This window comes from Pseudozobellia thermophila, from assembly GCF_900141855.1.
Classification (GTDB): Bacteria; Bacteroidota; Bacteroidia; order Flavobacteriales; family Flavobacteriaceae; genus Pseudozobellia; species Pseudozobellia thermophila.
Genome location: NZ_FQYU01000014.1, coordinates 13,108 through 36,868 on the forward strand (window position 1 = coordinate 13,108; position 23,761 = coordinate 36,868).

Sequence of the window (23,761 nt, forward strand, 5' to 3'; positions counted from 1 at the left end):
TTATTAAATATCATTTCAATGCCCAGACCAACATTTGAAAAATCGCTAATACTTCTGTTTGCACTCTTGCTGAACGGCCTCGCGGTTTCGTGCAAGGGCGAAGGCAATAAGGAGGGGAGTACCGGAAAAACGGCTGTTGAAGAGCAATCCAAGGCAGGCCAGCCCTATCATTTGACCGAGGCCGAGGGAAAGAAAGATTTACAGGACATTCGAAGTTCGGTAACCACTCCCGAGGCATGGAGGGAAAGGGCCGATGCAATTCGAAGGCATATACTGGAGGCTACGGGCCTAAGTCCACTTCCGGAAAAATGTGCGCTTAACCCCATTTTTGGGGAGAAAAGATTGTTCGATGGCTACCAGGTTCAGAACGTGGCCTTTGAAAGTTTGCCCGGGGTCTATGTAACCGGGTCTTTGTACAGCCCGATAACGCAGGTCGATAACCCTCCCGCCGTATTGAGTCCCCATGGACACTGGCCCAAACGCGAAGACTATGGAAGGTACAGGCCCGATGTTCAAAAGCGGTGTGCCTCGATGGCGCGAATGGGGGCGGTTGTTTTTTCCTTTGATATGGTCGGTTACGGACAGTTGACCGAATACGGCTGGGAGCACAAGCACCCCGATACCATGAAACTGCAAATATGGAACAGTATCCGTGCGGTGGATTTTCTGGTTTCCTTGGGGGTGGATCCCGATAGGATTGCCTGTACGGGAGCTTCGGGAGGAGGTACGCAGACCTTTCATTTGGCCGCCGTAGACGACAGGATTTCCGTTTCTATTCCCGTGGTAATGGTTTCGTACCGTCATCATGGGGGCTGTGTTTGTGAGCTCGGCAGGCCGATCCGCGAAGGTGAAAATTTTAAGGCCAATAATGTAGAGATTGCCGCATGTATCGCCCCTAAGCCGCTTATGTTGGTTTCCGTGGGAACCGATGCAACGGAATCTACGCCCGAAGTCGAGTATCCCTTTATGAATTATATATACGGCCTGTTCGGTAAATCGGAAATGGTGGAAAATGCCCATTTTCCGAACGAATTGCACGGGTATGGGCCGAAGATGCGCGCTGCCGTTTATCCGTTTTTGGCAAAACACTTGAGCTTGGATGCTTCCCAAGTTATGAACGTTGACGGTAGCCCGAACGAAGAAGGCATCACCATAGAGGAAATAGAAGCCCTTTATCCCTTTGACGAGAACCATCCGTTTCCGGAATTCGGTGTTCGGTCCAATGACGGGGTGGTTTGGGATTGGAAAAACGAGACAAAATAAATAGCGAACAAGAAGTCTTTTTTAAAGGACATTGTTTGGATAAATATGGCAGAACATGGGTAAATTAATGAAGGTAATTCCGTTTTTGGTCCTATTGATAGGATGTCAGGACTCAGAAAACCAGTACAATGAGGTGTTGTTGTACGATGATTTCAGTTCAATTCGGCGCGGCCCGTATTCTGTCGATGTAGGTGCGCATACCGAGTACCACTATTTGCACGAGGCGGCACCGCGTTCGCAATGGGCCGTTTCGACATTTACATGGGATTCGGACTTCAAACGGGCTTGGCATGTACGCCAGGAGGGCGACGACCGTCAAATGGTACAGGAGATGAAAAATACCCCGAACAGGCATACCCATCCCATGGTGGTTGCGGGGGAGCACGATTGGGAAGACTATTCCGTGGAATTGCAATTGTCGCCCCAGTCTAAAGACCTGCAAAGTGGTCTTGTTTTCCGTTACCGCAACGACCGCAACTACTACTTTGCGGGGGTCAAGGGCGACTCCCTGCTGTTGAAGATGGTCAAGGGCGCTACGGGCTTCCATCAACCCTACGAAAAGGTTTTGGCCTCGTCTTTTCTGAAATGGGACGAAGGGGAATTGTTGACCTTGAGCGTAAGGGCCAAGGGAAACCAATTGTCGTGCTCGGTAAAAGACGTTTCTATCGATGCTGAAGACGATACCTATGTAAATGGCAATGTTGGCTTGATGGCCGATGTGCCCACAAAATTCCATAAAATCGAGGTAAGGACATCATCCAGCGAGTTGGAAAGGCTTAAAGAATCAAGGGATAGGTATGCGAGTGAACTTCGTAAGATCAGGGACTCCGTTCCAAGGATGAAGGTCTGGAAAAAAATAGGGACCAAAGGCTTCGGTGTCGGTCGAAATCTGCGCTTTGGCGATTTGAACAACGACGGAACGGTCGATGTGTTGATCGGTCAAATAGTCAATCACGGTCCGCAGGACAATAACAGCGAACTAAGCTGCCTTACGGCAATGACCTTCGATGGGGAAATACTGTGGAGAAAGGGAACCCCCGACCCCTGGAAAGTAAACCTGACAAGTGACGTGGCCTTTCAAATCCACGATTTGGACAACGATGGAAAGACCGAGGTAATCTATACCATGAACAGGGAATTGATCGTTGCCGATGGGGCCACCGGAAAAACCAAGTATAAAAAGACCACGCCAATGGTAACGGATCAAGAGGTCATTAGTCCATCGACGCACAATATGTTCGGTAATATTTTGGGCGACTGCCTTTACTTTGCCGATTTTAGGGGGAAGGGATACGACCACGATATCGTCATTAAAGACCGATACGAGCGCGTCTGGGTGATGGACGACCAGTTGAACACCCTGTGGTACAAAAAACTGAATACGGGCCATTATCCCTTTGCCTACGATATAGATGAAGACGGAAAGGACGAGCTTTTAATAGGGTATTCAATGCTCGATGATGATGGAAAGACCCTTTGGACCCTCGAAAATGAGTTGGAAGACCATGCCGATGGGGTTGCGGTCGTAAAATATACGGAAAATGCAGATCCCACGATTATGGTCGCGGCCAGCGACGAAGGCCTGTTTTTTGCCAACAGTAGGGGAGATAAGATAAAGCACCATTATATTGGGCATGCCCAAAACCCCGCGGTTGCCAATTTCAGGGACGACCTGCCCGGTTTGGAAACCATATCCATAAACTTCTGGGGCAATCAGGGGATCGTTCATTTTTATGATGCCCAAGGCGATATCTACCACGATTTTGAACCCAACCAGTACGGCAGTATGCTATTGCCGCTTAACTGGACGGGAAAATCGGAAGAGTTCTTTGTGCTCAACGCAAATGTTGACGAAGGGGGCGTATTCGATGGTTGGGGCCGAAAGGTACTGGAATTTCCCGACGACGGCCATCCCGATATGTGCAACGCCGTATTGGATATCACCGGCGACGGAAGGGATGAGATCGTAGTTTGGGACCCCAACGCGATTTGGGTCTATACCCAAGCCGACAATTTTTCCGGGGATAAAATGTACAAGCCCATCCGGAACCCGCTCTACAATTACTCGAACTATCAGACCACGGTTTCCCTGCCCGGTTGGGTGGAGGTAAAATAACCCTGGATCAGGAATTTTGGCCTACACAAAAGTGCCGTAGACCGTATTTCGGTGTTGGATAAGGATTTTGGGGGCGATAATTTCTTAGGGGACTAGGCTATTATTACTTCAACGTTGTTGTTTTTTAGAAACTCCAGCATTTCATCCTCTATCTGGTCGTCCGTTATCAGCTTGTTGATCTTGTCGAACCCGCATATCAATGCCCTTCCCGATTTTTTGAACTTGGAGGAATCGGCCACGACAAAGATATCATCGGCCATTTCGATCATTATTTGGTTGAGGTAGGCCTCTTCCAAATGATAGGTGAAAATACCTGAATTTTGTTTTATCCCGTCAATTCCAAGAAACAACTTGTTGCAATAGACCTGCTTTAGGTTTCTCTCGGCCATGGGGCCGACGAACGACATCGAGAAATCTTTTAGGTAACCACCCAACATCATGAGTTCTACATTGCTTTGTTGTGATAAATTGTTGATGATATCCAAAGCGTTGCTTATAACGGTTACCTTTTTCAAATGGGACAGGTTATTGGATATCTCGAAGGTCGTGGTTCCCGAATCCAAGATTATGCTATCGCCCTCGTTGATCAATGAGGCTGCCTTTTTCCCGATAAGCCGCTTTTGCTTAAGGTTGATCTGTTTCTTTTCGGTTACCGTAAGGGCAAACTTGTTCATTTTAAAGGCTCCGCCATGGGCGCGAACGAGAAGGTTGTGTTTTTCCAGGTTTCCCAGATCGTTCCTAATGGTAACAGCACTTACACCTAGGGCCGAGCTTAGTTGTTGAACATTGACTTGACCGTTCTTGTCGAGTTCCTTTAAGATTAAAGCTCGGCGTTTTGCTGTTTTTTTCATTTTGTTTCGATTATTCTGTAAAAGTCGATCGTCGTCAAAAATAGGAATAATTTAACAATCTTTCCTTGCGTTATGTTACGGTTTTTAATGCCGTTCAGGTCGGGAAACGTCCTTTGCCCGACATCGGTCTAAGGCACCTTTCCCGCTGTCCTTTCCCATTCCCCAAATACATACTAGAAAAGCGTGATAGCGGTACGCTGTAGGGCCTCAAGGGGGGCTTGGCTTGGCCCTAGCCTATTTGTTGGGCTTCAGGGGGCCAGGCTTTTTAGTTCCCTTATTAGATTTTCCATAAAAAGCGACCTTTTGTCTTCAGGCAAGAGGTCTATCGATAGATAGGGGTTAAGGTCTTCCAACTCGAGCAGCAATAGGCTGTTATCGGCCAACCTGCAGGCGTCTACCCGGGTTATGCCCCTTTCGATAGCGTTCCATTCGATAAATTGCCCGGCAAATGACAGGTCCGACGGGGTGGGCTCATAGGGGGCCAATTCCCACCTCTTGGTCTTGTCGGGGGCGTACAGCGCATATTGAAACGTATCGTTCAGATAGAAAAAGGAAACTTCGTATTCAAAATCGAGAAAAGGCTGTATGAGCTTTCCCCTCGGGTCTATTTGCGCTAATTCGTCCTTGTTCAAGAGTTCCATGCCGATCGAATCCGCCCCATTCTTTATTTTGATGATGTATTTCTTCGGATGGCCCAATGCTTCGATCTTCGATAGGTCTTCAATGGTGGGGATTACCGGAAAACCCAGTTCGTATAGTTCCAACAGGTATTGTTTTCCCTTAATGTCCGCTTTTCCGTCAAAGGAATTGAAGGTCGTTATCTTGCTCTCGTCGATTGTTTTGAGGAATTCTTGAAAGTAGTTCAGGTAGTTCAATACCGGCCCTGTATTTCTAAAAACGATCAAATCCGCACAGTCGATATATGAAATGGCCTGCCGTGGATTTCCGATCAGCACATTGAAATGTACCTGTAGTTTTGATGTTATATAGAGGTCTTCTTCGTAATATTTTCGACCTCTTGCCTTATAGGATAAGTCCGTTAAATAGAGAAGTGTTCGCATTTTTTCAATGGGGTAATGATTGTTGTCTGCAGTGAACCTGCAAAATAACTTGTTTTATGTTTGTTTCCTTGCTTAAATTAATCTGTGTGGGACGGCGAAAAGGGAGGGGAAAAGGCCTTCTTGGTTTGTTAAATGATGGTGGCCGTTCTTTGGTTTCCGTAGATCAAGCGGGATGGATCGCCCGGAGTTTTTCCTTGATCAGCTCGGTTATTTTTTCGGTTGCCACGGGAAAGATCTTTCTCAGGTCGATTTCATCGCTCTTGGCCATTTCGCGCTTAAGCGTGCCCATAAAGATGTTCTTGATCTCCGTGGCCAGGTTAATTTTTCCCACGCCCAGTGAAATGGCCTTGGCCAAACATTCGTTCGATAGGCCCGAGCTTCCGTGGAGCACTAGGGTGGCCGAAGTGTTTTGGGCAATGGCCGAAAGTAGTTTAAAATCAAGGTTCGGCTTTTCCTTGTAAAAGCCATGGGCGGTTCCGATGGCAACGGCAAGGGCGTCGACCCCTGTTTCCTCAACAAAGCGTTTGGCCTGGTCGGGACTGGTAAACCCGACCTTGTCCTTTGCCTGTCCGAGTTTGGCAATGTAGCCCAGCTCGGCCTCTACATGCGCGCCGTATTTTTCTGCGTACTTGACCACCTCCGAGGTAAGTTGAACGTTTTCTTCGAAAGGAAGGTCGCTTCCGTCGATCATAACCGAATCGAAACCGGCGTCCAAACAGGTTAGTACAATTTCCTTTGAGCCGCCATGGTCTAAATGCAGCCATCCCTCCACGCCGAATTGTTCCAGCCCGGTCCGGGCAAGTTGGGTGGCCGTCTTTAGCCCCATATATTCGATAGAGCTTTGTGTGAGTTGCAGGATGATGGGTTCATTCAGTTCGGCAGCGGCCTTTAGGGTGCCGTGGAGTGTTTCCATGTTGTAAAAGTTGGTGGCCAGTATCCCCCGTTTTAGGGCGGTGTAGGATTTTAATTTTTCTTTGATTTGCATACTGTCGTTATGTTTTGAAATTAAATAGGGATTTGACTTTTTGCCGTACGCCTTCCAAACTTTCGAAAGCCCCGGTTCCCCCGACCGAAGAGGTGTTAAGGGCGCCCATAAGGTTGCCGTATTCAAGGCATTCCCTTGGTTCGGCCCCGCTGAGAAACTTTTTGATGAAGGCCGCATTGAACGAATCGCCGGCACCGATCGAGTCTACGTATTCGGGGTTTTTGTAGGCAGGGCAACGGATCGTCTTGCCGTCCGCATAGCCCATGCTGCCCTCTTCGCCCAGTTTGATCGCAATCCAATTGCCGTGGGCCTTTAATTGGTCTAGGCCGGTTTCTATGTCGGGACTTTGGGTCAGTGCCAATAATTCTTTTTTGTTGGGAAGGAAAACATCGACCAGGGGAAGGCACTCGCGGTAGTTGAAATCCCACTTTTCCTCGGGGTCCCATTGTATGTCCAAAGACGTGGTAAGCCCCTTGTCCTTGGCTCTTTTTAAAATTGTCCCGATGTCCTTGCGAAGTCCTTTTTGTAAAAAAATGCTGGAAATATGCAGGTGGTCGAAGGATCCTAGTTCCTTCCAGGGAATGGCCTCCATTGTCAGGAACTCCATAGTGCCGCAATACGAAATATTGGCTCTTTCGATACCGTAGTTCATTACAATGGTCGCACCCGTCTTATGGTCTTTCCATTTTGAGATGTATTGGGTGTCGACGCCTTTTGACCGTAGCTCGTCGATCAGGAACTTTCCGAAGGAGTCGTCTCCCGTAATTCCACAAAAGGAGGTCGCTGTGCCCAATACCGATGAATTTGCGGCCATGATCGCAGAGGAGCTTCCCAGGGAAATGGTCATGCTTTCCGCTATTTTTTCTTTTTCGAGTTCGGGAAACCCTTGTATTCCGTTAAGTATAATATCTACGTTTAGCTCCCCAACAACCAATAGTCTTTTTGTGTGTTTCACGTCTTAATGTTTTGATAGTTATTTCATTACAAATTTCTAAATCTTTTTGACTGATTTGTGGTTTTTGGTTTTTGGGGAGTTGGTAATCCCTAAGACTATAGAATCAATACAAATAAAAGATAATTAAATGAAAGAAAAAAAATTTCATTAAGTTTTAGTATTTGATTAGGGTCTTGTTCTTTGTGCAGGGCTAAGATATCGGGGCGTGGGTCTCGTTGCCTAGGTCCGTGGTTCCTCTTTAATAGGGTGTTTTTAATTTTTTTTCTTTGATTTACAGTGTGTTGGTGAATGTGTGGATGGCTTGGAAGGGAGTGTCCGGGGTGGTGTTTTCTTGCTTGTTTCTGTTCTTGTGTGCTTCTATTTCTTTAATATTTTATTTCTTTTGCGAAACTTTTTGTTATTATTTCCTTGTGTTATTGAATATTTTCTATATTTTTATCGAAATATGTAACGTAAACACAATTTAACATTTGCGTTTATATGGTGTATGATTAAAAATGTTCAGGGGTAGGGCTTGGACAAAAGCTCTTTTACGGGACTTGGAACTGAAAAATTTAAAAATCAACTAAACCAAAATTTATGATGAAAAAATTTGCTAGCTTAATTCTGATGTCAGTGTTCGCCGTTCTCGCGTTACACGCTCAAGAAAAGGATTTAACGGTAGCGGGAGTCGTTACCGATATGGACGGAGTCCCCTTGCCGGGTGTCAGTATCGTTGAGGTGGGTACGGTAAACGGTACCCAAACCGATTTTGACGGGAGCTATTCCATTGAGGTCGCCGTCGGTAGTGAACTGCGGTTTTCTTACCTGGGTATGAAAACCGAAACAAGGACCGTTCAATCTTCCAATGTACTTAATATTAAGATGCAGGAAGACCTCAACCAACTGAGTGAGGTTATTGTTACGGCCCTGGGTATTGAAAAAAGCAAAAAGGCCTTGGGGTATTCTGCCCAGGAGATTGACGGTGATGCGTTTTCAGAGGCCAGGGAAACGAATATTGCAAGCTCCTTGGCCGGTAAGGTCGCCGGTGTACAGGTTAGCAACATAGCTACAGGTGCCGGCGGATCCTCTAGGGTGGTCATACGCGGAAACAGTTCGATTTCCGGTAATGATGCGCCGCTTTATGTGGTAGATGGAATTCCGATTGACAACCAAAACATCGATCCTGCCGATTATGCCGCGGGAGGTGTCGATTACGGCGATGGTATTTCGGGGATCAACCCCGACGATGTTGAGTCGATGACCGTTCTTAAGGGGCCCAATGCGGCCGCACTGTATGGCGCAAGGGCGGCAAACGGGGTAATTTTGATTACCACAAAAACAGGTGGCAGCAAAAAAAAGGGAATAGGTGTTACCTTTAATTCTAACCTTACATCGGAAACGATTGCCACCATGCCCACCTATCAGAACCGGTTCGGAATTGGTTACGACCCTTCTTTTGGGGCCAGTGGCACTACCATTATCGATGGTAAGGAGTACGAGGTGTTGGATCCCAACCAATGGCAAAGTTGGGGACCTGAGCTGAATGGACAGATTGTGGCGGACTGGGAAGATCCCACAAAGACCTTTGCCATGGTGCCGCAGCCTTCCGATAACATTAGAAATTTCTTTCAATCGGGTTTTACCGCTACCAATACGGTCTCCTTTTCCAGCGGGGATGAGAAGGCCAATATGCGGCTCTCCCTTTCGAACCTGGGCAATGAGGGTATAATTCCCGGTAGTACCTACGATAGGCAAACGATCAATTTTAGGGGTTTTGCCAATGTTACCGACCGGTTTTCAATAGATGCCAAGGTAAATTATATCCATCATAAGGGGGTAAATAGACCGGGCCTTGCAGCGAGTTCTTCCAACGTGATGAGCGTACTCATCCAAATGCCAAGGCATATCGATTTAGACCGATTAAAGGACTATAAGGATGAAAACGGGGACCCATTCAATTTCACCACGGCTTTTGAAAATCCGTACTGGACCATTAATGAACTGCAAAATGAAGATGAGCGGGACAGGGTGATCGGTTTTGTTTCCATGAACTACAAATTCAACGATTGGCTCAATGTCAGGGCCAGGACCGGTACCGATTTCTACACCGACGAACGATTCAGCCGTAGGGCGATAGGTAGTAGGAGTGCGAGAACGGGAAGGGTAAGCAACTATACCTGGCATGTTAAGGAGAACAATAGCGATATTTTGTTTACGGCCGAGGACGATCTGTCGGAAAACTGGTCGGGAAGCCTAAGTGTCGGGGCCAGTCGCCTGTATTCCAAGACCGAGGTTACCGGGGCCTTGGGACAAAGTCTTAGGGTGCCCGAACTTTATCACATAACCAACGCCGAGCAAATAACCCCCCGGTACGACAAGGTAGAGCGCGAAATGCAGTCGGTCTATGCGGCGGGCCAATTGGCCTATAAGAACTACCTGTTCTTGGACCTGACCGCGCGAAACGATTGGTCTTCCGTGTTGGGCATTAACAATTATTCGTTTTTCTATCCTTCGGTATCGACAAGTTTTGTCTTTACCGATGCCCTGAAACTCAACTCAAATGTCTTTAGTTTCGGAAAATTACGTGCGGGATATGCCGAAGTGGGAAACGACTCAAATCCCTACCTGACCACCCTGGGCTATGTGAGCAATACCCAGACCGTCAACGGCCAAGGGCAGGCGGCCATACAAACCCAAATTCCCAATCCCAATTTAAAGAACGAATTGACCCGATCCTATGAATTCGGTACGGACATGCGCTTTTTTAAGAATCGTGTCGGAATCGATTTTACCTATTACAATTCGTCGACCAAAAATCAAATACTGCCGGTAAATATTTCATCGGGTACCGGATTTAACAGGATGGTGATCAATGCCGGTGAGATTCAAAACGAGGGGGTCGAACTGCTCTTTAATGTAACGCCGATACAATTGAAAAATAGCTTTCAATGGGACCTGACCTTGAATTACGCCAAGAACAAGTCGAAGGTGGTTTCCTTGGCCGATGGCATCGAAACCCATATCATGTCGCAAGACCGTTGGGGTACGATCGAGGCCAGGCCGGGAGAGGACTTCGGAAATATCGTAGGCTTCTACTATAAGCGAAATGAAAATGGCGAAAAACTCTTGGACGAATACGGAAGGTATCAAAGGGACGGAAACAATGTAAAAATACTGGGCAACATCCAACCCGATTGGATAGCGGGTATTACCAACCGCTTTTCCTATAAGGGCTTTACCTTAAGCACGCTCATTGATATTAAAATGGGCGGGGAGCTCTTGTCGGGAACAAAATACATTCAGGCCGCAAGGGGCACCGGACGATTTACAACCAAGGGCCTTCGTCAAAATGAGGACGGGGTTTGGGTCGGGGTTGCCGATGGCGTTATGGAGAACGACTACTACGTCGACGATGGCAATGGCAACCAAGTGCTTCATCTGGCCGCTGGTGAACGGAGTGATATAGAGCTTGATAGGGTGAATTTATACGGTATGTGGACAAGGGCCGATATTATTGAGGAGTTTGTTTTGGATGCCAGTTATATATCGCTCAGGGAAATTAATTTGGGCTATAGTTTTTCCGAAAAATTGCTGGCCAAAACCCCCTTTACCTCGGCGCGGATATCCCTAGTGGGCAGAAACCTGCTGTACCTGCAAGAGCATATGGATGGTATTGGGGTAACCCCCGAGGCTGCATTTAGTTCCGAATCGGGTTCCCAGGGATCCGAATCCTATACCCTGCCTTCTACCCGAAGTGTGGGTGTGAACCTAAATGTCGCATTTTAGTATGAAAACAAATCGAAGATTAAAATTGGAAAGAACTATGAAACCTTATAAAATATCTAAATACCTCTTGGCCTTGGTCGCGGCCGTTTCCTTGGTCTACGCCTGTACCGACGATTTTCAGGAACTCAATACGAACCCTGCCCTGCTCTCCGAAGAGCAGCTCGATGTGGGCCTATTGCTGACAAGGGTGCAGCAAGAAATGATCATTAACGGCTCCAACCCCATAGGAACCCTTGCCAATTATGCCGGCTATGCTTCTTCGGGCGGAAACAGGCCCTTCGATGGCGGCTTCTTTTCGGATGAATTTGCAAAGGGATACAGAAACCTTTTGAATATTTCCGAGATCATACGTTTGACCGATGGCGATGCCGAAATGCAGGGGCAAAATGCGATCGCCCGGGTAATGAGGGTCTATATTTTTCATCGTTTGACCGATCTCTATGGCGATATACCGTATTCAGAGGCCGTTAAGGCGTCATCGGAGGTTATTACCCAACCCATGTACGATACCCAGGAAAGTATATACGGATCGATGCTTGACGAGTTGAAGGAATTGTCTTCGGTGCTCTCCGAAACCCAGCAAGGAAGCTTTGGCGACTCGGATATGATGTACCAAAGCGATAATGAAAAATGGATGCGTTTTGCAAATTCCCTTAGGTTGAGAATAGCCCTTAGGGTGCGTTATGTCGATGAGGCCTTGGCGCGCGAACATATTTCCGAACTTGTCAATATGGACCTGATCGAAAGTAACGAAGAAAATGCATTTGTCCCTTCGAGCGATGATTTTGACAGCAACCAGAACCCGGTTTACAATCGATTGATTTCCAATAGCGGTATCCTGCCCGAACATATGGGGCAAACGATCGTCGACCTGTTGAACGACCAAGACGATCCAAGGTTGACCATCTTGGTGACCCCGACCCCCAATTCGGTCATGGTGGCCGACAGTGTAGGGGACAGCAATTTGTTGGAATACCGGGGAAGGCCGCTTGGACTTGAAGGATTGGAACGCGATGCCTACCCTACGAGCGACTTGTCGCAGATAGGCCTGTACTATCGCGAACCTGTAATCGAAATGCCGGTTCTGTATTACAGCGAAGTCTGTTTTGCCCTTGCCGAGGCCAAGCTTATGCTTGATCTGGGTAGTTTGGAAGCCGATGTATGGTATGAAAGGGGAGTTAGGGCCGATATGGAGCGATACGGAATAGACGAGGCGGAAATCGCAAGCTTCCTAAGTTCGAATTCCTTGGATGTGGTGGCTGACGAGGAAGCGAAATTGGAGATGATCATGAACCAAAAGAACATTGCGTTGTTTCCCAATGAACTGGAGGCCTGGTCCGAATGGAGAAGAACGGGTTACCCCAAAATATTGATCGGCTCCATGGTGGGGGAAACCGATGGGCAGATTCCTAGAAGAATCAACTACCCCGTCTCCGAGGCGAATGTAAACAGTGTCAATTATCAAGAGGTTTCGACAAGGATCGGTGGCGATTTGATGACCACCAAGGTGTGGTGGGATGCCAATCCCAACGTACCCTATGAGCATCCTGGTGAAATCCTGGTCCCCGAACCATAATATAAAAGCAATTGTTGGAGTAAGTTGTTAGTTTAGCTGCCCTTCCCTTAAAAAGACAAAAAACTTTTGGGGAAGGGCTATTAACGAAATTGATCGCAAGGTGTCGACCTTAAGTCTTGGGTCTTCCGGTTTTTATGGAAAACGGTACCGGGATGCTAGGGCAAAGGGCTTGTTGTACGGGGGCAAACCGCGATTTAGATCATTTAAATGGTATCTTAGTAATGATGAATATGTATTATAGAAATTTATTTCAAATGTTGGAACGAAGCTTTCCCCAAAAACGGGATATGGGGTATTTTAAGGTCCCGTCCACGGTATTCGGGCTTCTTGTCCTCGGTTTTATTCTTTCCTCTACCCTTGCCTTTGCAAACGATTTGGCGACGAGGGGCTACAGTATTATTCCTGCGCCCCAAGAGATTTCCCTTAAGGAAAGGGATATCGTGGTAGATGAAAGTTGGGGGGTTCGCTCGGCTATGGCCGATGGAATGGCGTTTAAAAGACTTACTTCGGGAGCCCTTGAATTTTACGATCTTGCTTTTAAGGGAAATGGAAAGGGAAAAATAGTCCTGAAACTGGTTGCTTCCCCTTTGCTGAAAAAAATAAGTGCGAAACAAGAAGAGCAGGCCTATCGCTTGGAAATACGGCCCGATCTTATTGTTGTGAGCAGCTCCTCTGAGCAGGGACTGTTTTATGGGGTGCAATCGCTACTTCAGTTGCTGCGCCCCAGGGAAAACGGCGACCTCGTCGTTCCGGAAGGGCTTATTTCCGATTGGCCGGATTTGGAGCTTCGCGTGATTCATTGGGATACCAAACACCACCAAGACCGGATGGAAACCCTAAAGCGATACCTCGATTGGGCCGCTTATTTTAAGGTGAACGCCGTGGCCTTTGAAATTGAGGACAAATACGAATATCCGAGCCATCCGGTAATCGGAGCCCCGGGGGCATTTACCAAAAGTGAAATGCAGGAAATTACTTCCTATGCATTGGCCCGGTATATTCAATTGATTCCCGTGGTCCAGGCTCCCTCGCACATGGCCTTCGTGCTAAAGCACAAAGAGTTTGAGCATTTAAAGGCGGATCCGAGAAGCAACTACCATGCCTGTATGTGCGATGAAGAGGCCATGGATTTGATTTTTGACATGTACCAGGATATGATCGATGCCACCCCGGGGGTAGATTACTTTTTTGTCTCGACCGATGAGGTCTATTATGCGGGGAGTTGCGGAAAATGCAAGTTTGAATACAATGAGACCAACCGCAGCCAAGCCTGGGTCGATTATGTCAACAGGGTGCATAAGTGGATGGCCAAACGAAACCGAAAAATGCTGGCTTGGGTAGAATACCCGCTATTGTCCGAGCATATCGAACAATTGCCTTCGGGCATTATCGATGCCATTATGGGGCCCTACAGGGACGAGGTTTGGATTGCCAATGAAAATTCAGCCGGAATCGAGCAATTGGCCTATAGCTCTATGCAAGGTGCCGAACTGCTCTTTCCGAACTATTTTCCTACGGAGTATCGGAATAAACCGATAGATGGGCGCCTGAAGGATGCTTTTAGAACCATTCCCGACGTTAGGGAAAAGGGGGCGCAATTGATCGGTACTTTTGCGGCCGCATGGGACGATGCGGGTTTGCACAATGAAACCTTTTGGTTGGGTTGGGCAACCGTTACCCAGTATGGTTGGACCAATGAGGCCCCGTCCCTTGAACAGAGTACCAACGACTTCTTCAATGTGTTCTATGGTTATAATCGCCCCGAAATGGCAGAGGTGTACAAGCTTCTGGAAAAGGGCGCAAGGTTCTATGAGGCACTTTGGGATAGAACCCCCTCAATGGAAAGGGACTCCGCCTTTGGAAGTTCCTATGGGATAAAGCCCTATCGCCTTATGGATTTGACCTTGGAAATGCCGAAGCTTCCGAGGGTTGACAATTTGCTTGTCGAACCGCGGTTCGGGACCAAATACCAAGACAAGATAGCCCAGGCTCGCGAGTTGATCTCGCAAAATGACCGCCTGATAAGCCTTTTGTTCTACAGCCTAAGTCGCGTTGGTAGAAACCGATACAATATCGAGGTGCTTTTGTCAATTGCCCGGTTGGAGCGTTACGCCATGAATATGGTGTCGAAAATGGCGAAGGCCGAAGATTATTTGCTCGGGGCCGCTAAGGCCACCGAAAAGCAGAAGGCCCTTAATCAACTGGTGGAGGCCTATAAATTGGTCGACGAGGTAATGGAAGAGGAAACGAAGGTAAGGGGCGAGCTGACCAGGGTATGGGAAAAAAGCCAATTCGAGAAAGGGCGCAGTGTAGATGGCAAGCATTTCGTTCACGTTATGGATGATGTAAAAGACCATTTTGCGGACCGCCGTGTAGACCTTGGGTATATGTTTGCTCCCTTTGAAAGAATGGAAATGAAGCAATGGAAAGGCCAATTAAGGGAACTTATTGATAAATATTCAAAAAAGAACAACCTGGTCATTGACGGAATCCCCGTGGAGCGCTTGGAGGATTGATCGCTCTTCCCTAAAGCGACCGTGACTTTCGGTCGTTCGGGAAAACCGTGGTCGTCGGGGCCGGGCGTACACGGATGTGCTTTTTTCGGTTTGTGCATGGGCAAAGGGCTTTGTGCGGACCGCCCGATCGCTATTCGTTGCACCTGATCCTGTCTCGCTAAATTATAGACTTATTCCTTGATCAAGACCTGCTTTTAGTTTTATAAAGTCACTGATGGAATCGACCGTTTTTGGGGTTCTATGGTGAAAACCAGTGCCTTATTCTAAGAAAAAATAGTGTTTTCTTGTTTTAAAGGTAACATATCGAAAGATTTTTATATCTTTAAAGAAAGAATACGAAAATATTTTATTTTTATATTATATATAATTTTATGTCTCAACAATACTTAAAGCTTTCTGAAGGACATTTGAAATCCAAGGGTGGTATTCATACGGCAAGGGAAATTTGCCAACAGCCTGAAATGTGGCGTGCTACCTATGCGATTTTCGAAGAGCAATGTGGGGAAGTATCCCGATTTCTTACCGGTTTTTTGGAAAATGAACATGTACAGGTCATTTTGACCGGTGCGGGTACTTCGGCCTATCTCGGGGAAACCTTGACCGGGGTTTTTCAGAGGAGGTGGGGGGTGTGTTGCAAGGCGGTCTGTACGACCGATATCGTTACCCATCCCAAAAACTATTTTATCAAGTCCAAGCCCACGCTCTTGATTTCCTTTGCGCGTTCGGGCGATAGTCCCGAAAGCGAGGCTACCATCGCCCTGGCCAGAAAATATTGTAGCCGTCTTTATGAGCTTTCCATTACCTGTAATGCCGAAGGCAAGTTGGCCCAGATGGCTTCGGGCAATGGGCGCTCCTATGTTTTTGTATTGCCCCAAAAGACCAATGATAAGTCCTTGGCAATGACGAGCTCGTTTTCTTCCATGCTCTTCGCAGGCTTGTTGATTGCCGAATTTAAAAAGGTCGGGCGGCTCGAAAAAATCGTTGATACGGTATGTAGGCTCGGCGAATATATTCTGGCCAACTACTTGGACGATTTTAAAAAAATAGCGGGTTTTAAGGATGACCGTATGGTCTTTCTCGCTTCGGCACTCCTCTATGGCGTGGCGCACGAATCCCAATTAAAGCTGCAAGAGCTTACCAACGGCGAGGTTATCGGGGCTTCCGAAACCTTTTTGGGCTTTCGCCACGGGCCAAGGGTGATCTTAAATAATTCCACTACCGTATTTTACCTGATATCCAATAATCCCTTCGTGGCACAATATGAACTCGATTTTGTATATGCTACCATACACAGTGATTTTTACGGGCACTCGATGGCCATCGGATTCGAGGAACAGGTCGAGGGACTGAACTGCGATTGTGTCGTCAAGTTGCCCAAGGAGTTGTCGGACATACCCGAAGACTATTTGTCGGTACTCTATGTGCTCCCCGCCCAAATCATAGGATTCTATAAATCATTGAATTACGGACTGTCCCCTGATGCGCCCTCCAGCAACGGTACCATATCGCGTGTGGTACAGGGGGTAAGGATTTATGATATTCAAGATTGAATTGTTCCACTTGAAGTAAATTAGTACAAATGGATAAGATCAAATTTGCGGTTGCAACACTTTCGATGGCCTTGCTCGTCATTTGTCTCGCTTGTTCCGATGGCGGGGCCTGCTTGGATGATAAGACCCGATCCCTCATAACGGAGCCCTACGGGCAAATACTGGAAGACTCCAAAGACCTTACCCAAATTCCCCGTTCCGTAAATGCGGATGGGGATTTAAGGTATACGGGAATCTATGGGTGGACCAGTGGGTTTTTCCCGGGCAACCTGTGGTATATCCATAGGCTGACCGGAGACCCGAAGTGGAAGGAGGAAGCGATCAAATGGACGGAGGCATTGGACAGTGTACAGTACTATGGCGATGACCACGATATCGGCTTTATGATCAATTGTAGCTATGGGAATGCCTTGGAGGTGGCCGAAAACGAATACTATAAGCAGGTTATGGTCCAAAGTGCAAAGACATTGTCGGGCAGGTACGACCCCAAGGTAAAAAGTATCAAGTCTTGGAATTATAAGAAATCCTGGGACCGGATGACGGAATGGTTCTTTCCCGTGATAATTGATAATATGATGAACTTGGAGCTGATGTTCAAGGCATCGGAAATAAGTGGCGATACCACCTATTCGAATATTGCCGTTCAACATGCCCTGACCACAATGAAGAACCATTACCGCGAGGATTTTTCGAGTTTTCACGTGGTGAACTACGACACCATTTCCGGAAAGGTGTTGGACAGGGGCACAAACCAAGGCTTTTCCGATCAATCGTCCTGGGCGAGGGGACAGGCCTGGGGACTGTATGGCTTTATCATTTGCTATCGCTATACCAAGGATGAAAAATTCCTGGATTTTGCCGAGCAAATAGCGAACTACATTTTAACCCACCCCAATCTACCGGACGATAAAATTCCTTATTGGGACTTTAATGCCAATGATCCCGACTATGTACCGGAATGGGATTATGATCCCTCGGCCTACCGGACCATTCCCAGGGATGTGTCCGCGGCTGCAATAACCGCTTCCGCATTGTACGAATTGGCCCACTATTCCGATAAAAAGAAGGATTTTTATACCGAAGCGGCCGATGGGATGCTCGCATCCCTCATGTCTCCAACGTATTTGGCGGCCTCCAGGGGTACGGAATACTTTATACTCGACCATAGCGTGGGTAGCATTCCCCATGGGGCCGAACTCGATGTGCCTTTGGTATATGCCGATTACTATTTCTTGGAAGCCCTTTTAAGAAAATGCCACGGGGTTTCCTTTGACCGGTAGTGGAGGCGGTTAAAACTTAAGCCGGGGCTGTCCCATCAGCTAATCGGCCTATTCCTTGTCCTCGATCCATACGGGTTTCGTGGTCGACTTGTGCTCCCGTCCGATGATGGATCCGTACAATTCCGGTCTTCTCGCATTTTTATAACGGTATCCACCGGCCAAGGTAAGTTTGTCCTTGGTAAGGGTGGCCGTGGCAATTTGCTTGTCAAAATCCTGTATTTCGGCAAGCACCTCCCCGTAAGGGTCAAGAATCATTGAATTTCCGTTTTTTAAATGTTCGCCATCGTAGCCTATGGGGTTGGTAAAGGCATAGTACACCCCATTGTCATAGGCCCGGGCCGGTAACCAACGCATGAGCCATCCCCTGCCTTTCGGGCCATTGAACTCCCGTCGCAGTGAAACGGGGTCCTTGGTCCTGTTTTGCCAATAGCGGTCTTCCACAAAGCCGCGTCCGGGCATGGGGGAAGGGGTGCATCCCGTTACGTGGGGCGCGAATATCACTTCGGCCCCCAACAATGCGGTCGCCCTAACGTTTTCGATAATGTTGTTGTCGTAGCATATTAAAATACCACATTTCCAACCTAAGAGCTCAAATACCACATATGCCTCGCCTGCCGACATATAGGGACTGATAAAGGGGTGGAGCTTTCTGTATTTGGCTACCATCTCGCCCTGGTGTACACAGATGTACGTATTGTACAGGGCCTCATTGTCGATTTCGACCAGACCGGCGAGGATGGCGATGTCGTATTGCTTCGAGATTTCGATCAATCTTTGGGTGCTTCCACCAAAAGGTACGGGCTCGGCCAGGTTTTTTATTTCGGCCAGACTTAGGTTTTTGGTGTAGGTGTAGGCGGTTACCGACATTTCGTGAAAACTGATCACATCGGCCCCCTCGGCTTTCGCCCTTTGGGTCAGCTCTTCTATGATGGAAAGGTTGTAATCTTTGTCCCCGTCCTTGGGCTCAAATTGGGCTACGGCTAATTTCATTGCTTATAGTGGTTTTTTTGCTGTTCCGAACAAAGCTGTCCCTTGGGTGCTTAAAGGCTTTCCTCGGAAATTATAATATGATTTTGCAATTAAAAATAACACTTATTCGTCTAATTAAGAAAAATAACGTAAATATTTAAATTTCATTTCATTTCTTTTTATCTTTGATAGAAATGGTATTGCCTAAATAAACGCTTGTCTTTTGAGGAAGTGGAAGGCTTTGGGCTTTGCTTTCGCCCACCTTTGTATGGCGGGCAAAGGCAGGGCGATCCGTTTATACGCGAATTAATTAAACCTAAAGATATATGAAAGCTTATAGTGTCCGCTTTTGGGTGATGGCCGCTTTGTTCCTGGCCGCATGCAAGAACCAACAACCCGTCGAAAAGGCGAAGTCCCTACCTATTGGAGAGGAAATGTTCGATCACCACTACATATCCCGCGACATGCCCGGCAATGCCGATTGGGGCTACGGGGGTTCGGTGAGTTCGGACTTCGATAATGATGGCGACCCCGATTATGCCGTATCCTGTGCCGAAGGCTTTTTTTGGTTTGAAAACGCGGACAACGATAGCCTTTGGGCCAGTCATAAAATAGGGGAGCTCGCCATCCGCCATCTGGGTGCGGCTACCTTCGACGTCGATAACGATGGTTGGAGCGATGTGATCATCGGAAATACGTGGTATAGAAATACCCACAGTCCAAGGGAAGAGGAGTTTGAGCCCTATGTTTTTGACGAGGCCATCGATTCCAATATCCACGATATCGTAATGGTCGATATCGATGGGGACGGTAAGGAGGAGATGGTGCTGACAGGGGAAGGGGAAGGCGTGTTTTGGTATGAAATACCCGAAAACCCGACTGAAACCGCGAATTGGGAGAAGTTCGTCGTTACCTTGGACGTGCTAAGGGACAAGGACCATATCCACGCCGGGTTTTATCCCAATGGAATCGGGGATCTCGATGGCGACGGCGACAAGGATTTGGTTTTGCCCGATAGATGGATGGAGAATGTAAAGGGCGACGGGAAGGAATGGAAAAAACATCCGATACCCTTTGGCAAAAGAGGGCCTTACGGACTTTCGGCCAGAAGCTGGATCGTTGATTTGGACCAGGATGGCGATAACGATATTGTTATGACCGACTGCGACCAACAGGCTTCAAGGGCCGCATGGCTCGAAAACAATGGGGAGGTTTCGCCTACGTTTACCGCCCATTTTTTACCGATGACGGCCACTGGGATCAGGGGCTCCTTTCATTCCCTTTTTGTGGGGGACTTCGACGATGATGGCGACTTGGATATCTTTACCTGCGACCAGGAAGATAGAACCCTCTTGCCCGAAGGGGCTTCGCCCCGATGGTACATTTGGGAAAATATAGGGGGCAATGGTGTTGTGAAGTTTGAGGAACGGGTTATACTCGACAAAAGATTGGGAGGGCACGATGCCCTTGTCTTGGACGTGGACGGCGATGGGGACCTCGACATCCTATCGAAAGTATGGAACCTATGGCCCGATAATGCAAACAAGGGGCTCGAGCACGTAGATTATTTGGAAAACAAACATAAATAAATACTGGATTTTCACGGTTTACCGGGGCGACTTCACTTTGCCCCGCTTGGGAAGCTCCCGCCATGGAGGCTAATGGGCTATTGTTCGTTATCGTCGGCCGTTTTTATTTCGGCCATGACCATGAGCACGGAAGCTATAATGGCCAATACGATGCCGCCAATGATGATGGGGTGGGGCACGACGGAGTAAATGGCCAATGAGATCACTACGGTCAAAACCGGGGAAAGTGCCGTGGTCATCGGAGCTACTATAATGGCCTTTCCGTAGCGGAAGGCGTAGACCAGGAACAAGACCCCAAAGGCGTTTAGCGATTGAACACCGATCGACAGCAATAGTCCGTCGTTCTCCCAGTTTACGGTTTCGCTAAAGTCCGTCATATATAAGGCTGCCGGGGCCAGTACGATCGACGATAGCATCATGTAAAAAAAGATGCTTTCGGCCTTCATCGATTGGTTGGCAAAGCGCATTACATACCCTTGTGTTCCCCAGGTGAGCAAGGGTATAACGGTAAGCAGTATCCATAGGTATCCGGTAACGGATCCGTTTTCGGCCGGTTGGTACGAAAGGGCCAAAATGGCTATTAGGGCAATGGCGATGCCCAGCCATCCTATAAGCTTTGTCCGTTCCCTTAAAAACAGGATCGCCAGTAAAATGGTGACCACGGGGGTCAACGACAGTATGGGAAAAACAAGGTAGGCCGGTGCGATCTTTAAGACCATAAAAAGGACCAATTGTCCCGAAGCCCCCAATAGGCCGACGGTCATACCCAAAAAGATCGACTTTTTGTCGTTGTCCAATTTCCAATTGTTGATTTTCAGGGCGATCAGGGCGGCAGGAACCATGGTCAATGCCCAAACGATATACCCAAAGGTGGCGGGAAACCCGTTCTTTTCGGGAATCTCTACCAAGGCCCCCCAGATTCCTAAAAAGATGACGTGTAGAACGACAAAATATTTCCAATTCCTTGTTTTCATGATGTATTGAATAAGTTGGTTTGTAATGGGTGTTTTTATGGGGTCGAGGGACTTTTTCCTTGAAAATGGATATGGAACCACTCAATCATCCGTTCGTACACATTTTGTCTGTTTTTGGGCCTTAAATCGGGCCTCCACCCGTGCCCTTCCCCGCAATACATGATCAGGGAGGTAGCTACGCCCATCTTTTTTAGGGCCATGTACATCTCTTCCGACTGCGATAGCGGAACTTCATTGTCCGTTTCGCCATGTAGGAAGAGGGTAGGGGTTTGCACGGCCGATGCATTTCTTAGGGGTGAACATTTCCATAGGGCATCATAATTTAAGGGAGCGTATTCCCCAAACTCCGATTCTAGCAGGGAATGGATCACCGATGTGCCGGAAAAACTGATAAGGTTGCTTATCCCCCCATCCGAAACGGCGGCCTTGAACACCTTGGTCTTGGTAATGATCCAATTGGTCAGGTATCCGCCATAGCTCTGTCCCGTTACCCCCAATTTTTCCCGATCGATCCACTTGTTGTTTTTCAACGCCAGGTTCAGTCCGGCCATAAGGTCTTCGTAATCGCCCCCTCCCCAGTCGTTGAGGTTTCCGTTTTTAAATTCCTGTCCGTAACCGTCGCTGCCCCGGGGGTTGATCTGTAGCACTCCGAAGCCGGCAGCGGCAAGAACCTGTAGCTTTTCGTCAAATTCATACCCGAACATATTGTGGGGCCCGCCGTGTATGACCAAGATCAGGGGGTAGGTGGTGTTCGACTTAAAATGTACGGGCTTGGTAAGCCAGGCCTGTATTTTGGTGCCGTCGAAGCTGTTGAACCAAAAGGTTTTACTGCTTTGCAAAAGGCGTTTTTCGGCCAAGAATCGGTTGAAACGGGTCAATTGTTCCGATTCGCCCGTCGTGGCCTGGTACAGGTACAGCTCCGTAGGGTTGTTTTGGGAGGATTTGACATAGATGATGTCGTCGCCTTGGGCCATGGTGGAAAAACCGTCGATTTTGCTTTCGGTCGCAGGTATGATCGGGGTCTTGCCTTTGTTTGAAATGGAAACGCGGTACAGTTTGGAAGTACCTTCGTCCTCAATGGTGAAGTAGAGGGAGCCGCTATTGGGGTGCCATCTGAAATTAAGGATGTTTCTGTCCATCTCCCCGGTCAGGCACAGCAGTTGGCCCCCATGGGCCGGAAGTAGGTAAAGCTGGGTGTTTTCGGCCATGCTGTCGTTGTTGTTCTTGGCGCCCACGGTGGCCAAAAAGGCAATGTGCCTGCCATCGGGCGACCATTGGGGCGTAAAGACCGATTCGTTGTTTTGGGTAAGCTGGCGGGTGCTTTTGGTCTTGATGTCCACCGTCCATAATGCATGGTGCTGGTTGTTGTCGGGGTCGCTGGTCCTGTTGCTTATAAAGGCGATCTTCTGTCCGTCGGGCGACCAGGTAATGGAGTGTTCGTTAAAAGGGGAGGGGGTAAGGCATTCCGGCGTACCTCCCGTACGGGGCACGATATAAATATGGCTTAGGCGGTTGTCGTTGTAATAGGGGCGGTTGCTGCCGCCCTTGGTCTTGTACAATATCCTGTTGACTTCCCTAAAGGCCTTGGGGCTGTCGGTTTCGCCAGGGGCGCTTTCGCTGCTTACAAATGCAATATGCCTCCCGTCGGGCGACCACGAAAGGCCCTTGTCTACCCAATGGTTGATAAAATGGGCCGAATGTTCAATTTTGCAAAGCGTCCTAATGTTCTCCATTTCCATGTCGTAAACGGCCAACATACCGTCGGTGTTCTCAAAGGCCACTTCCCTGCCGTCGGGCGACCAGTCGTGGGAACCGCCTTCGGCGATGGACTTGATGCTTTTCGAGTCGAGGTTGAAGAGGGTGATCGTATCGCGATTGGTATTTGCGGCGCCATCCCTTTGAAATACCCCGAACACTACGTTTTTGCCATCGGGGGCAACTTTGGGGTCGTACACTGACCGGGTTTTGCACAGGTCGTCCAAGGTAAATCTTGATTTTGTGGTAGCGGGTTTCATAGGAGTGGACTTTTAGGTGGTCGGCCTAAACGGGGTATGGCGGTATTTAAATTAAACGATCCGATCAAATGTACACGTTTACTGTTCTTAAAATTTTTCGCTGATTACGCGGTTCGGTCGCCTTGGATAGGCGGCTATAAACATTTCGTTTTGTAATATATGAAAAAGATACGAAGAAAAATAAATTTCATATCATTATTAAATGTAAATATCTGAATTCCTATATATAGGTTGCCAATAATATGAAATAGGCAAGGGTGGGGTGGTTTTTTTAGTGTTTGGGCCTTGCTCTG

The 23,761-nt window shown here is 47.9% G+C and carries 15 protein-coding genes; 8 read left to right on the forward strand and 7 right to left on the reverse strand.

Features of this window, described 5'->3' with window-relative positions:
- Nucleotides 1-18: 18 nt before the first annotated feature.
- Together BUB37_RS19665 and BUB37_RS19670 are read left to right on the forward strand one after the other, a co-directional pair.
- Nucleotides 19-1,263, forward strand: a complete 1,245-nt coding sequence (locus BUB37_RS19665; RefSeq protein WP_072995547.1) for an alpha/beta hydrolase family protein — start codon at nt 19-21, stop codon at nt 1,261-1,263.
- A 55-nt stretch (nt 1,264-1,318) separates the two neighbouring features.
- On the forward strand, nt 1,319-3,379 hold the full coding sequence (locus BUB37_RS19670; RefSeq protein ID WP_072995548.1) for a hypothetical protein: 2,061 nt from the start codon (nt 1,319-1,321) through the stop codon (nt 3,377-3,379).
- A 92-nt stretch (nt 3,380-3,471) separates the two neighbouring features.
- Here BUB37_RS19670 and agaR read toward each other — a convergent pair whose 3' ends face one another.
- The 4 genes from agaR to BUB37_RS19690 form a co-directional block, all read right to left on the reverse strand.
- Entirely contained in the window at nt 3,472-4,230 is a 759-nt protein-coding gene (gene agaR, locus BUB37_RS19675) for a transcriptional repressor AgaR (RefSeq protein WP_072995549.1), read from the reverse strand.
- Between the two features lie 248 nt (nt 4,231-4,478).
- Nucleotides 4,479-5,291 carry a hypothetical protein gene (locus BUB37_RS19680; RefSeq protein WP_072995550.1) on the reverse strand — a complete coding sequence of 271 codons (813 nt, stop codon included), beginning with the start codon at nt 5,289-5,291 and terminating at the stop codon, nt 4,479-4,481.
- Nucleotides 5,292-5,454: 163 nt separating this feature from the next.
- The gene (locus BUB37_RS19685) at nt 5,455-6,276 is read right to left on the reverse strand and encodes a class II fructose-bisphosphate aldolase (protein ID WP_072995551.1); all 822 of its coding nucleotides are present in this window, start codon (nt 6,274-6,276) and stop codon (nt 5,455-5,457) included.
- A gap of 7 nt (nt 6,277-6,283) precedes the next feature.
- On the reverse strand, nt 6,284-7,231 hold the full coding sequence (locus BUB37_RS19690; RefSeq protein WP_072995552.1) for a carbohydrate kinase family protein: 948 nt from the start codon (nt 7,229-7,231) through the stop codon (nt 6,284-6,286).
- 579 nt (nt 7,232-7,810) lie between these two features.
- Between BUB37_RS19690 and BUB37_RS19695 the strand changes: the two genes are divergently transcribed.
- From BUB37_RS19695 to BUB37_RS19715, 5 genes are all read left to right on the forward strand, one after another.
- Nucleotides 7,811-10,999: a SusC/RagA family TonB-linked outer membrane protein gene (locus BUB37_RS19695; protein ID WP_094766808.1), complete on the forward strand. Its 3,189-nt coding sequence runs from the start codon at nt 7,811-7,813 to the stop codon at nt 10,997-10,999.
- A 37-nt stretch (nt 11,000-11,036) separates the two neighbouring features.
- Nucleotides 11,037-12,575, forward strand: a complete 1,539-nt coding sequence (locus BUB37_RS19700) for a SusD/RagB family nutrient-binding outer membrane lipoprotein (RefSeq protein ID WP_170863199.1) — start codon at nt 11,037-11,039, stop codon at nt 12,573-12,575.
- Between the two features lie 287 nt (nt 12,576-12,862).
- Entirely contained in the window at nt 12,863-15,091 is a 2,229-nt protein-coding gene (locus tag BUB37_RS19705; protein WP_170863200.1) for a beta-N-acetylhexosaminidase, read from the forward strand.
- 371 nt (nt 15,092-15,462) lie between these two features.
- Nucleotides 15,463-16,641 (forward strand): SIS domain-containing protein, encoded by a 1,179-nt coding sequence (locus tag BUB37_RS19710; protein WP_072995556.1) that lies wholly within the window; start codon nt 15,463-15,465, stop codon nt 16,639-16,641.
- A gap of 29 nt (nt 16,642-16,670) precedes the next feature.
- A complete protein-coding gene (locus BUB37_RS19715; protein ID WP_094766810.1) occupies nt 16,671-17,921 on the forward strand; it encodes a glycoside hydrolase family 88 protein in 1,251 nt (416 codons plus the stop codon).
- Nucleotides 17,922-17,969: 48 nt separating this feature from the next.
- Here the strand turns inward: BUB37_RS19715 and BUB37_RS19720 are convergent, their stop codons facing one another.
- Nucleotides 17,970-18,911 carry a nitrilase family protein gene (locus BUB37_RS19720; RefSeq protein WP_072995557.1) on the reverse strand — a complete coding sequence of 314 codons (942 nt, stop codon included), beginning with the start codon at nt 18,909-18,911 and terminating at the stop codon, nt 17,970-17,972.
- 305 nt (nt 18,912-19,216) lie between these two features.
- Here BUB37_RS19720 and BUB37_RS19725 point away from each other — a divergent pair, with 305 nt between their 5' ends.
- Complete coding sequence (locus BUB37_RS19725) at nt 19,217-20,479, forward strand: FG-GAP repeat domain-containing protein (protein ID WP_094766811.1); 1,263 nt, start codon at nt 19,217-19,219, stop codon at nt 20,477-20,479.
- Nucleotides 20,480-20,556: 77 nt separating this feature from the next.
- Here the strand turns inward: BUB37_RS19725 and BUB37_RS19730 are convergent, their stop codons facing one another.
- Nucleotides 20,557-21,453, reverse strand: a complete 897-nt coding sequence (locus tag BUB37_RS19730; RefSeq protein ID WP_072995559.1) for a DMT family transporter — start codon at nt 21,451-21,453, stop codon at nt 20,557-20,559.
- Between the two features lie 35 nt (nt 21,454-21,488).
- Nucleotides 21,489-23,468: a S9 family peptidase gene (locus tag BUB37_RS19735; protein WP_072995560.1), complete on the reverse strand. Its 1,980-nt coding sequence runs from the start codon at nt 23,466-23,468 to the stop codon at nt 21,489-21,491.
- Nucleotides 23,469-23,761: the final 293 nt, after the last annotated feature.